This is a genomic window from Absiella sp. AM29-15 (genome assembly GCF_003434225.1).
In the GTDB taxonomy this organism is placed as follows: Bacteria; Bacillota_I; Bacilli_A; order Erysipelotrichales; family Erysipelotrichaceae; genus Hoskinsella; species Hoskinsella hominis.
The window spans coordinates 82,396-95,058 of the sequence record NZ_QVFL01000013.1 but is presented as its reverse complement, the minus strand read 5'-3'; the positions used below and the strand labels follow the sequence as shown (position 1 = coordinate 95,058).

Here is a 12,663-nt window from a genome sequence, read left to right as displayed (position 1 = left end):
AACAACTCATGCGGTTATTGAAAGAGGACAAGTTAGGTGCTAGGAGCATTGATACAATCAAACCCTCTGACGCTAAAGAATGGGCGTTACGCATGAAAGACAAAGGCTTTTCCTACAATACCATTAACAATCATAAACGCTCATTAAAAGCGTCATTCTATATCGCCATACAAGACGATTGTGTAAGGAAAAATCCCTTTGATTTCAAGTTAAGTGAAGTCCTAGAAAATGATACCAAAGAGAAAGTCGCATTGACAGAGGAACAGGAACAAGCCTTACTCTCATTTATCAAGACGGACAATGTGTATCACAAGCATTATGATGATGTGCTGATATTATTAAAAACAGGACTTCGTATCTCGGAACTGTGCGGACTGACAGTAGCCGATATTGATTTCAAGAATGAAGTTGTGATAATTGACCACCAGTTACTAAAGAGCAAGGAACAAGGCTATTACATTGAAACGCCTAAAACAAAGAGCGGAATAAGGCAAGTGCCATTAAGCAGAGAAACAATACAGGCATTTCAACGAGTTATGAAGAAACGCCCAAAGGCAGAACCATTTGTGATAGACGGACAGAGCAATTTCTTATTTGTCAATCATAAAGGCAAGCCCAAAGTTGCGATTGATTACAACGCCTTATTTGTCCGTATGGTAAAGAAATATAACAAGCACCACAAGGACAATCCCTTGCCACATATCACACCGCATACGCTACGCCATACATTCTGCACAAGACTGGCAAGCAAGAACATGAACCCAAAAGATTTACAGTATATCATGGGACATTCAAACATTAGTATCACAATGAACTGGTACGCTCATGCGTCCATAGATACCGCAAAATCAGAGGTTCAGCGTCTAATCGCATAGAAGTATTTACCACGATTTTAACCACGATTGACAGGGAAAATATAAGAAAATAGACCTAGATATGCGAGGTTTACCACAAAAGCAAAATGCCCGTAGAGCCGATAAAATAAGGCTTTGCGGACATTTAGGAAGATATAAAAAGATAGTCAAAAAGACATATATAATTTAAAAAAACTTATTATGTATGTTAAAAATCAAGAAGAATATGATGAAAAAGAATTAAATACATTGTACACAAGAAGAGCTAATATTTTGAAAAATGCAGAATTAAAGATTGATGCATATAAAGATATAATTAATGAACTTCAAGAAGCAGGAAGAATAATGGATACTATTACTTTTGTGACTGATAAACAAATTAATGTGGTCATGGAATTTTTGGCACATTTTGGAATTGTAAGAGAAAAAATTACTGAAGAAGAATCTGCAACTAAAAAAGTTAATACTGAGGGCTTAACAGAAAGACAAAATATTATTAAAAATTTTAAGGAGGGCATATGTCAAATCTTATTGGGACTTAAATGCTTAGATGAAGGAATAGATATTCCTAACGCAAGGATAGCTATTTTATTAGCGAGTAGTACTAATCCCAGAGAATATATACAAAGGGTAGGGAGAGTAATACGTCAAAGTCCTGATAAAGATATTTCTATAATTTATGACATTATTGTCGCACCTAATGATGGTAGTGAAGGTTCAAGACAAATACTAGAAAAAGAAGGTCGTAGAGCAAATGTGATAGCTCAAAATGCAGTGAATTATGATGTAGTTAAAATGATGTTTGAAATGAGAGGGGTTGATCTAGATGTCAATAAGTAAAAAGATTACTGATGAAATAACTAATTTAAATGTACATAGTGAATTTAAAAAACTCTTGTTAGAGTTATTAAAAATCGAAGACAAAGGGAATCATAAAAATAATCAATTGTTTGAAAAGGAAATAAAAGAATACATAAAAAAGACTGGTGGTGCTGAATAATGGGTGTATTAATAACAAAAATAGAATTAACTAATTATCGTCAATATAGGAAGGTGACCATAGAATTTAAACGTAATATAAATAGTCATTTATATATTTTAAAAGCAAAAAATGGTACGGGAAAAACAACTTTCATAAATGCAATCACTTGGTGCCTTTATGGAGAAGAAAAGTATTTGGATGATTCAAAAAATGCCTTAAATTTACCTAATGAAAAAACAGTCGAAAACACAAATGAAAACGGAAGTGTTAAAGTTACAGTTAGAATCTCAATGAAGGATGATGATACTAACCAAGTTATTGTAATTACTAGAGAGCATAACTATAAAGTGAATTTTAATATTATAAGTAAAAATAGAAAAACAATGTTCGAACAAGAAAAATTTAACATCGCCATTACTAATTTGACTAATAACACTAACAGTAGAATCATTGATAATGCTGATGAGTGTAATCAAGTTGTAGATACTTATTTCAATAGATTGATATATGATTATTATTTCTTTGATGGTGAAAATTTAAAAAACTATTTTACAAAAAGTAAATCTGAAACTATTCAAACATCTATTTTTAATATTTCACAAGTTACTTTATTGGAAAATACTAAAGAGAGAACTAATAATTTAGCTGTGAACAAATATAGAGAATTAAATCGTAAGAAGCCTAGTGGAACAAATTATTTAGAAGAAAAAATAAATTTAGAAAATGAAATAAAAGCAAGGGAAAATACTAACAAAAAATTAGAATCAGATATAAATAAATATAGTGAGAAAAAGGTTAAAGCAGATGAAATATTAAATAACTATACACCTATTAAATTTCAGCAACAAAGAAAATTAGATTTAGAAAAAAGTTTAAAAAAGAATGATGAAGCCTTAGTTAATTTAAGAAATGATCAATATTCATTTATTTATGATTATATGATTTTGCTACGTTTTTATCCAAGAATTAAGAAAACTTATGATATGATATGTTATAAAGAAGAACATAGTGAATTACCACCAAATATTAATAAGAAAGAGATTCGAGAAATCATAGATAACCATCTAGAAAATTGTCCTGTTTGTAATAGTGAAATTGATGATAAAGCTATTAAATACCTACAGGATTTATTAGAAAGTACATCAGTCTCAACAGGAACTTCACATCAGTTAATGAAGATTAAATCAAGTCTAGAAACAATGATTAGCCAAGTATCAAACTTTGAAAAAGAAAAAAAGAATTTAATTAATACAGAAATACTTTTAAAAAAAGAAAGAAAAGAATTTGAAGATGAGTTAAATAAAATTCATTCTTATTTATCAAATTATTCAACTGATAGCCTTGAAAAGGATATTGCTCAAGCGGAAAAAGATAGTAAATATTACGATGATAAAATTCAAGAAGCTAGAGCTAGTATATCTCAAAATATCGCTTTTAATAAAAAAGATAGAGATAGATTAAATGATATTGAAAAGAAATTAAAAAAAGAAGAAGAAATAAAAAATGCTAAAGATGAATTATCAGTTCAAGTTGCATTGCTTAGAAAGATAACAACAGCATATACAAATATAAAACAAAGAATTATGTTAGTGGTAAAAGATGAGATTGAAAAAAGTACATGGCGTATGTTCGATGCCATGACATGGAAAAAAAATACATTCAAATCTTTAAGTATTAATGATAAATATGAAATTTCGGTTCTTAATATGAATAATAAGGAAATGATTGGCTCTTTAAGTGCTACTGAATACATGGCATTAGCTTATTCATTTACTTTAGCTATTCACGAAGCTTCAGGAAAAAACTGTCCATTAGTAATTGACTCACCTTTAGGTAGAGTATCTGATGAAAATAGAGAAAAAATGGCCACAGAATTATTAAAAGTATCTAAAGAAAAACAAATTATTATGCTTTTCACACCTGATGAATATTCTAGTGAAGTAAAAAATGTATATGAAGATACAGCAGCATCAATTATTGAATTATATCTAAGCGAAGATGAATCAGAAGTGGAAGGGGTAAAGAATCAATATGACAAATAGAGATAGAATATATTTTCCAAGAAAATATAAACAATTTAATAAAGCTTTATCTGACCATGACATTAAAACATTAGGGTTAGATAATTTAAGTAATTTAGACTTGTTTAAATTAGCTGTTGCATATGGATTAGATGATCCAACTGATTTTGATGGTGCTAAGGAAGGTTTGTTCTTGCTAAAAGACCTTAAAACAACTTATGATCAAACTTTATTGAATATTGTAAAACTAGGTACAGCTCTAAATAACGATGAAATAGATGAATACTGCAATCTTGAATTAAATTATGATGAAGCTGAGAGATGTGCATGTACTGGATTTGGTAAACTTAAAGAGTTAGTTGAATCAAATTCTGATGAGGAATTATTAATCAAAAAAATGTTTCTTGAACTAGAAACAATTTATTTTACTAATGTAAAATTATAGAGGCATTGCCAGAAAATGTGGGAAAATCTTTTTTTATAAAAATTAAAAAAAGCTTTATGATTAGGTTTTTTTCAATTTTACTTGATATATAAAAGACATGTGATATTTTCATAAGCGACTAAACCACTAAAGGAGTATTATATGTCACTTACTAAATTACTAAAAAGGTTACCTCTGTTGAAATTGATGAAATCAATCTGGCAATCTATATACATGACGAAATGACAAAAGGTAAAATGAATCGTTGAACTATTAGCGGTAAAAATGCCTTGACTATAATTCTACAAACACCAAAAAGAAATGGAAAACACTAGATTTTAATTCTTGTGCAGTTTACATTGTTGCTGATGTTCATCGTGTGTACTGAAAAAAACATGGTGTTAATACTGAAAAGGTCGAATGGGATTAGCATCTACTTTAGGATTGTTTGATATTGTGTGTGAAGTGATTGAAGATGTCAGTGTTATTAAAATATTAGTATCTAGTGGATTAGAAAAGCAGTATTATATCAAAAATCAAGGAGTGTCACTTAGTGGATGTTTTACAAGAATTGGGACTTCTACACAACCTATGACAACCGCTTTGATGACTTATATGCCGGAAGAATTCATACAACCCTACATAATATTCCATTCCACGACAAGATTTGTCGTTTGCTAAACTAAGGATATATTATCAAGTACGAGGTTTAGAATTGAAACAGAAATTTACTAATAGTTTGGAGTTATAGACACTAGAAGAGAAATATAATTATATTGCTTATTTGTTATCTGATGAAAATGGCTTGTCTATCAAAGTTGCCAAGTACAAGAACAGATAAAGTTGATTTAATTGATAATGAAGTCGTATGGAACAGTTAGGTTCTGAGATGAGTTAAATTTTAAGGGTTTATGACAAAGATATTTTTCAAATATCAGATCTTTTTATAAAAAGTGATTTTCCGTTTACAGATAGTATGAATCTATTGAATACTGCCAATGGCGATAAAAATGGTGGTATTCATGGTAGTACTAAAGACACGAATATGATAGAAGAAGAGGGAATTATCGAGTAAATGCCTGAAGATCCAAAGATTACTATAAACCAGCTTAGTATTCATACTGGTTTCAGCACAAGAAAAATTAGCCGTATCATCAAAGTACTTCGTGACAAAATAAACTATATCGAATAGGATCAACTAGAAAAGGGTCTTGGAAAGTAAATAGGTAAATAGAATAGGAGAAAAAATCATGAAAGAATTAAGTTATGAAGAATATGAATTAGAATGCAAAAAACGTGAGGAAGAAAACGAAATCTACCTGCAATTTTTTGAAGATGATTTAAAAGAGGCAGGATTATCTGATAAAACAATAAAAAATCATTATCAAAATGTGGAATTTTATTTGAATACCTATTTGCTACGTGAAGAGCCTAAAGAAATGGTAGAAGGTTGTTATGGGCTGGAAATGTATTTTGGATATTTCTTTATAAGAAAATGCATGTGGTCATCTTCTGCAACGATCAAAAGTACGGCAGCTAGTCTAAAAAAATTCTATAAATGCATGCTGAAATATCATAAAATCGAAGAAAAAGATTATAAATATCTTTGTTTTAATATTAAGGAAAGTATGGAAGACTGGTTAAGAGAATGTCAAAAATATGATGAAGGTCTGTATTGATTCCTTCATCTAGAAAAACATGAACAAGACTTTTTTTATTGTATTTTCAAAATTGAATTGTTTTTAATTATTGCTATTAGCTTTATATTAAAGTAGTATACGACAGCATTTAAAGCATATGATATTTTATACCAGTTGCAATCCACTCTTTTAAAGTATTGCTTTTAATTAGACTACAATCAAATTCAATGTATGCGCAAGTATATACCCTTGCATATTCCTTACAATTCATAAAACAACCACATCGCTCACGAATATATCCTAAAGGATTTCTAAGAAGTACTACTCCCACCGACAACAGTTGTCTTAAACTGTATCGTGGCTGTTCCAAGGGAAGGGATTGCTGGTATTGTATAAGCTAATGTAGTTCCTGTAATAGTAGGTGTTGCTGTGTTTCCGTTCACCGTAAAACTTCCAGTATTAAATGTCATACCTTGAGCAATTGTATCAGTGAACGGTAAAGTTGGCAGTGCTGATAAAGAAAGATTTGTAATTGTGATCGTATAAGTTAACGTATCACCAATATTAGCTGTAGGTTTATCTACAGCTTTTGTAATAGTTGGTGCCAGTAATAATAATGTTGAGACTGTATTACTATTTATACTATTACCTCCATATGTGATGGATGCTGAGTTATCTATTTTATTGATTATAGCCATATTTAAGCTCCTTTCACTATAAGATATGAAATATCATTTCAAAAGTAAAGGCGCAACTCCTTGATAATATAAAATAATCTTTGTATACTAAATAAGGTGATCTTATGGAAAAGTTAGAGATTTTAAAAAAAGATATATTAAGCTGTAAAGCATGTAAAGATATATTAGAACATGATCCTAATCCTATCTTTCAAGGAAATGAACATTCTCATATATTTCAGATAGGGCAAGCACCTTCAAGAACAGTAATGGAAACTAGGAAGCCTTTTAACGATGCAAGTGGTAAAAAGCTTCTCGATAATTGGTATCAGATTACAAGGGAACAATTTTATGATCCTGATAATTTTTATATTGCATCGATTGCTAAATGCTACCCTGGCAAGACAAAAAGAATAGGTGATAATCCTCCGCCAATATCATGTGCAAAACTTTTCTTAAATAAAGAATTAGAATTGGTAGAACCTGATTTATATATTGTCATTGGTGCTTATGCAGCAAAATGGCTATTTCCTGACACAGATTTCACAACCCTTGTTTTTCAAAATCATTTTTTTCATAAAAAACCATTATATGTATTGCCACATCCTTCTCCTCTTAATAGAAAATGGTTAAAAGATCATCCAGAATTTGAGAAGCAACGAATAATTGAAATACGTGAGAAGATTCATGATATTTTACGATAGGAATATACAAAGCATGGTTTTGTCATAAATGATTTATTTGAAGTTTTTTCATTTTTTCATATTATGATCGTATACAGATATTAAATATTTCCACTATCGATGATAAGCGCTGGATTCAATGAGAAAAAAATAAATAGAAAAATATCCAATCAATCTTTTAAGTGTCAAAATAAATCAAACAACAAGGACAGTTATAGGAAAATGGTTAGATTGATAAAGGCACTATTCACCAAGATAGGAAAAAGTTTTGTGAAAAAAGAAAAGGAAATCATAATAAACTTCATTGTAGCCACGATAGATTATAAGGGTACTTCCTTTTATTGTATTTATTATCATTTTAAATTATACAGAGATTGCAAAGTTTTTCATGTCTTTTGTCCTGTTGACAAATCCTTGTTTTTACTGTTTACATATTTCTTAAGACAGGAGTTTACCATAGGAACCTACACAAATTCTTTAAGCCCAGAACTTTATTTAATAAACAGATAATATTTTTAATGAAAGACTGATTGAGCAATTTGAAAACAATCTAAAAATAAGATATTTGTTTTAAAAAGCCAATTAGAAACATATAGATTAGCACTTGAATTAAAAAATAAAAATCTCGAAATCATTTATACTAATATATGAAACTAATGAGAATAAAGGAAAAGTAAAGTTATGAATATCTGCATTTCATCAAGAATTTTAGAAAACCTGCAGATAACAAGCAAACGGAATGCTAAATTCGTCTAACAAAAGCAAAAAAGAAAATCTGTGAACAAAGTCATAATATAGAAACAGCAAATATTTTTGCATGTATCCATAGTGTGATATAGACGTGTACATTACAAAAGATACTTCTTACAAGCGACCAGTAATCAATGATTTGTGTTAGCTAATTATGGGAATACGTGAAAAGATGCATGATATTAAATTAAATTTGAATAAAAATATATAGTTTTAATTTACATTTACAATATATATTTATATGGGTATAATTAATTTATCATAAAGATGCAATAAAAAAATTATAATGAAAGGTTGTGATGTACTATAGGACGATACACGATGATTAAACAAATATCCTTCATTTAACTATGAAAATAAAGTAGAACATATAATGATAAAATCTATTTTTAAATTAAAAGATGTATTGATTTTGTAGAAATGCGAATATGAAGCTCCCATGAATCTCCTGGGAGGTTCGCGCAAAAATGTATTATATTTGGGACGGTATGTAACAATTTGAAAACATCAACGCTGATTTAAAAAGATTTTTTAGAAAAATTGTTACATTAGTTTAAATTTGATATACTTTTGCGGTCTAGCTCTTTTATGAGCTAGTGGATTTAAATTTTTTGTGTGATACCTTTAAATCCTAGTAAGTTTTGTCTAGCTCTTTTATGAGCTAGTGGATTTAAATTTTTTAATATTTTCACTGGTATCTGCTTATGGAGTCTAGCTCTTTTATGAGCTAGTGGATTTAAATAACTATAGTTTACGATAAAAAACAAGAAAGTCAATGTCTAGCTCTTTTATGAGCTAGTGGATTTAAATCTTGAATAAAATCATTTGTTTCTGAGAAACTCTCTGTCTAGCTCTTTTATGAGCTAGTGGATTTAAATATGAATAGGTGTGATTTTAACGATAAATTTATCTGTCTAGCTCTTTTATGAGCTAGTGGATTTAAATTCCCATAATGATAATGTTGGTTGAGATATCTTAAAGTCTAGCTCTTTTATGAGCTAGTGGATTTAAATTCGATCTTTTGTCATGGATATATCTTGATTCGGTCTAGCTCTTTTATGAGCTAGTGGATTTAAATAATACGTTTGTTTGCTGATCCCATGCAAATCCTGTCTAGCTCTTTTATGAGCTAGTGGATTTAAATATTATTTTTCTGTTTTTCGCTTATATAGGAACACAGTCTAGCTCTTTTATGAGCTAGTGGATTTAAATTTTAATGCCTCCTTACTTTCCGGATTGCGACAACGGTCTAGCTCTTTTATGAGCTAGTATGTACATTATGTAGTTTTCTTTTAAAATTCTGTGCGTTTAGTTCGATAAGAGTATTACAGTCCTTTTCTAATATTTATAAGAAAAGCACCTCCAATTTACATAACTAACCGACAACAGTTGTCTTAAACTGTATGATTGCTGTTTCAAGGGGAGGGGTATTTATAAGTTAATGTATTACCTGTCGGGTAGGTGTTGTTATACTGCCATTGACACTAAACCTTCCAGTATTATAAGTCATACCTTTTCTTTCATACGTGATGAATGCCGTTCTTTTTTTATAATGATTGTAATCGTCATGCACTTTTTAGAGTAAGTTATGAAGTGTGTTTATCAAATGTAAAAAAGTATGCTAAAAATTTATAAAAAGATCAAAAAAAGTATTGCATTTTTTTAACAGGTTTGTTATTATATTAGAGCTTTGATGCCGACTTAGCTCAATTGGTAGAGCAACTGATTTGTAATCAGTAGGTTGGGGGTTCAATTCCTCTAGTCGGCACCAGCTTGTTGATTACATCAAATCAATTGATTTGATGTTTTTTTATACATACGTTTACAAGAAGGTGAAACAATGGAAAAAGTAAATAATTGGGAACAGGTGGAAGCATACCTTCAAGAAGGCAGAGTCATGTGCTTTATGAATAATGGCTCCATATCAAGATTTCTAATAAAGAATGAAAAACTACATGTATATAGTGATGCAGCGCACTATGTATTATCATGGGAGAATTTTCAGGAATTATATCAGGAAGAAGTTTTTTATCTCTATGAAAACGAAACAGAAAATGTAGAGATATCAAAAGAAAAAGATGATGAATACTATGGATGGTATCATAAATAGAAAGGAAGACAGCATATGGTAAATTTAGAAAGAACAGCTGAAAAATTATTTGTTCTTGTGAACGCCAATCTAAAACCAGAATATGATAAGGAATGTAATATGATCATGGATGTGTTCTTAGAAGACGAGTTTACAATGGATGAATTAAAACGTTTATTGATCTATTTGTTGGAAAAAGTAAAAGATGAACGTAAAGCTGAAGTACAAAAGAAAATCGAATGGGAAGTTGGATTGCTGGAAGATGCAGTCATATAAAAAGTCTGAGATAGTATTTTCATACAATGCTCAGACTTTTTTCGTTTTCATTAAGGCATCCCTTGTCGCAATGATCAGCTTTTCCAGTATTTCCTTATCCTGAAGATTTTCAATTAAAAATGAAGGTTTTGCGCCAGGATACATTTCGCCATAAATAGGATCGTTCATCATTTTTTTACCAGCATCTGTCACTTTGATAAACAATTGATTATCACAAGCAGCACCAATATAAACACCATCCACATAAAACCCAAATTCACCAAACATACGACGATAAGTGATATCCCCACAGCCTTGTAACTGCTCACATACATATTGTACAAATTCCATACTACAACTCATGATCACACCTCCTGCTTTTTCTTTATCATATCCTAAAATTTAAAGGATTCATTGTAAAAATCAGACATTTGTTTACGATAGACACCAGGAGTTACACCACAAACCTGTTTAAAATCATGAATAAAATGCGATTGATCATAATATCCTGACAGATATGCAATCTGCGTTAAAGTTAAAGAGAAATCACACATAAACTCCAATGCCTGATTAATACGTATCAAACGCTGATAAACCTTGACTCCTGTGCCTACCTGATTTTGTAAGATACGATGTAAATGACGATCAGAAAAAGCACATATTTCATCCAGTCCTTTATGTTCTCTTAAACAAATGGAAAGCTGATTTAAAAAATCAGGTGTTTCATATATCTGTAGTTTTGATAATAAAAAATTCTCTAGCAATTCTAAAAAATCATAGATGCATGCCGAAGAAAACCAGAATTCCTGTATCTTGTATTTCCACTCAGGTAGGATCTGTTGCATGGCTACCTGTTGATTTAACAATTCTTTCTGAGGAATACCAGTAAATGGAAAGGAACCACCAGGTTTAAATTCAATAAAAAAACGTTCAGGGGGATGATTGTTATTCACAATCACCGTCTTGGTCGTAGCACCCCAAAATTTGATATCCAATTCATGAGAGGAAGGCGTAATCACCATACATCCAGCAATATCCGGTATCAAAACTAACTGTTTATTCTTATTGGCAATCCCCTGTAAATTCAAAGTATAATGAGCAATATAAGGCTGCAACAGAGGATGTGGTTTGATATAGATATGTGCATCAGTAGACGCAAAAATTCTAGATTGTAATGAGGGAGTTATAAATTGCATAAAAATCTCCTTTTCCATTATTTTAACATAGAAACTGATGTTTGTTGTAGCATTTTTCATTCCATTTATTACAAAAGGATGTGTAAATCACACATCCCATTTATCTACTTGAATTCAGTTTTTGCATAGCCGTAATCAAAGCCATGGTATAAATTTCATCAATGGTAGCACTTCTTGATAAATCATTCATAGGAAGTCGTACCCCCTGTAGGATTGGCCCATAAGCCTCATATCCGCCCAAATTCGCCACCAGTTTATAACCGATATTGGCAGCATTTAAATCAGGAAAGATCAATACATTGGCACAACCACCAACCTTGCTGTCAGGCGCCTTTAACATTGCAACTTCTTTATTCAATGCACAATCTACCTGTAACTCTCCATCCACTTTATAATCTAAAGGCAGCCGCTTTAAGCGGGTAGCTACTTCTTTTACCAGGTCAACGTCTTCACCATGACCAGAACCATATGTAGAATAGGACAATAAAGCCACATAGGGCTTCATACCAAAGGTTTTTGCACTTTGCGCAGACTGTAAAGCAATCTCTACCAATTCATCCGCATTTGGCTTAATATTCAAGGAACAATCTGCGAATATGTATTCCTTTTCTTGTTTACACATAAGAAAACAACTGGAAACAATAGAATTACCCGGACTAGTTTTTACCAAACGCATGATTGGTCGTAACGTATCTGCTGTAGAGTTCGTTGAACCACCAAGCAAACCATCCGCATATCCCATTTCCACATACATCGTACAAAAATAAGCATCTTTTTTCATCCATGCTTTTACAGTTTTACGATCGGCTTTTCCTTTACGCAATTCCAGCATACGATTTTCCATAGCTTCACCATCTTGAAATTCATCAGGGTCTAAGATGATCATACCAGCTAAACCAATATGATGACAATCCGCCAGCTTTTCTAATTCAGCACGGTTTCCATATAATACAGGAATCAGCAGCTTTTTATCACGTAATCGCTCCGCTGCCTTCATCATGCGAATATCTTTCCCTTCTGTAAATACAATCTTTAATCCTTTTCCCTTCAATGGGGTTTCTAAATCTATCATATCATCCACTCCCAAATGTA

General features: G+C 30.9%; 14 protein-coding genes, 1 tRNA gene and 1 CRISPR repeat array. Of the genes, 11 read left to right on the top strand and 4 right to left on the bottom strand.

Translation table 11 applies throughout. From position 1 onward, the window contains the following. From DW761_RS13630 to DW761_RS13600, 7 genes are all read left to right on the top strand, one after another. A partial coding sequence (locus DW761_RS13630) for a tyrosine-type recombinase/integrase (RefSeq protein ID WP_233513100.1) occupies positions 1-875 on the top strand: 875 nt, incomplete at its 5' end. A 180-nt stretch (positions 876-1,055) separates the two neighbouring features. After that, the gene (locus DW761_RS13620; RefSeq protein WP_117518466.1) at positions 1,056-1,694 is read left to right on the top strand and encodes a DEAD/DEAH box helicase; all 639 of its coding nucleotides are present in this window, start codon (positions 1,056-1,058) and stop codon (positions 1,692-1,694) included. Then, positions 1,681-1,854: a hypothetical protein gene (locus tag DW761_RS21045; protein ID WP_158553810.1), complete on the top strand. Its 174-nt coding sequence runs from the start codon at positions 1,681-1,683 to the stop codon at positions 1,852-1,854. Before DW761_RS13620 ends, DW761_RS21045 begins: the two co-directional genes overlap by 14 nt. Then, positions 1,854-3,878, top strand: coding sequence for an AAA family ATPase (locus DW761_RS13615; RefSeq protein ID WP_117518465.1), 2,025 nt, complete (start codon positions 1,854-1,856; stop codon positions 3,876-3,878). The genes DW761_RS21045 and DW761_RS13615 overlap by 1 nt, the downstream gene beginning before the upstream one ends. Continuing rightward, positions 3,868-4,302, top strand: coding sequence for a hypothetical protein (locus DW761_RS13610; protein WP_117518464.1), 435 nt, complete (start codon positions 3,868-3,870; stop codon positions 4,300-4,302). Before DW761_RS13615 ends, DW761_RS13610 begins: the two co-directional genes overlap by 11 nt. A 399-nt stretch (positions 4,303-4,701) precedes the next feature. Then, complete coding sequence (locus DW761_RS13605) at positions 4,702-4,962, top strand: hypothetical protein (RefSeq protein WP_117518463.1); 261 nt, start codon at positions 4,702-4,704, stop codon at positions 4,960-4,962. Positions 4,963-5,531: 569 nt separating this feature from the next. After that, the gene (locus tag DW761_RS13600) at positions 5,532-5,960 is read left to right on the top strand and encodes a recombinase (protein ID WP_117518462.1); all 429 of its coding nucleotides are present in this window, start codon (positions 5,532-5,534) and stop codon (positions 5,958-5,960) included. A gap of 272 nt (positions 5,961-6,232) precedes the next feature. Here DW761_RS13600 and DW761_RS13595 read toward each other — a convergent pair whose 3' ends face one another. After that, positions 6,233-6,619 carry a DUF11 domain-containing protein gene (locus DW761_RS13595; RefSeq protein WP_117518461.1) on the bottom strand — a complete coding sequence of 129 codons (387 nt, stop codon included), beginning with the start codon at positions 6,617-6,619 and terminating at the stop codon, positions 6,233-6,235. Between the two features lie 104 nt (positions 6,620-6,723). Here DW761_RS13595 and DW761_RS13590 point away from each other — a divergent pair, with 104 nt between their 5' ends. From DW761_RS13590 to DW761_RS13575, 4 genes are all read left to right on the top strand, one after another. Further along, positions 6,724-7,302 carry a uracil-DNA glycosylase family protein gene (locus DW761_RS13590; RefSeq protein WP_117518460.1) on the top strand — a complete coding sequence of 193 codons (579 nt, stop codon included), beginning with the start codon at positions 6,724-6,726 and terminating at the stop codon, positions 7,300-7,302. A gap of 1,304 nt (positions 7,303-8,606) precedes the next feature. Beyond that, positions 8,607-9,243: a CRISPR direct-repeat array (repeat unit 33 nt; unit sequence GTCTAGCTCTTTTATGAGCTAGTGGATTTAAAT). A gap of 483 nt (positions 9,244-9,726) precedes the next feature. Continuing rightward, positions 9,727-9,802: transfer RNA gene (locus DW761_RS13585), tRNA-Thr, on the top strand. Positions 9,803-9,871: 69 nt separating this feature from the next. Next, entirely contained in the window at positions 9,872-10,141 is a 270-nt protein-coding gene (locus DW761_RS13580) for a hypothetical protein (protein ID WP_117518459.1), read from the top strand. Between the two features lie 15 nt (positions 10,142-10,156). Beyond that, on the top strand, positions 10,157-10,396 hold the full coding sequence (locus DW761_RS13575) for a hypothetical protein (RefSeq protein ID WP_117518458.1): 240 nt from the start codon (positions 10,157-10,159) through the stop codon (positions 10,394-10,396). Positions 10,397-10,426: 30 nt separating this feature from the next. Here the strand turns inward: DW761_RS13575 and DW761_RS13570 are convergent, their stop codons facing one another. The 3 genes from DW761_RS13570 to pta form a co-directional block, all read right to left on the bottom strand. Beyond that, entirely contained in the window at positions 10,427-10,738 is a 312-nt protein-coding gene (locus tag DW761_RS13570; protein ID WP_117518457.1) for a TfoX/Sxy family protein, read from the bottom strand. Between the two features lie 32 nt (positions 10,739-10,770). Continuing rightward, positions 10,771-11,571, bottom strand: coding sequence for a helix-turn-helix domain-containing protein (locus tag DW761_RS13565; RefSeq protein WP_158553809.1), 801 nt, complete (start codon positions 11,569-11,571; stop codon positions 10,771-10,773). Positions 11,572-11,671: 100 nt separating this feature from the next. After that, on the bottom strand, positions 11,672-12,643 hold the full coding sequence (gene pta, locus DW761_RS13560) for a phosphate acetyltransferase (protein WP_117518455.1): 972 nt from the start codon (positions 12,641-12,643) through the stop codon (positions 11,672-11,674). Positions 12,644-12,663: the final 20 nt, after the last annotated feature.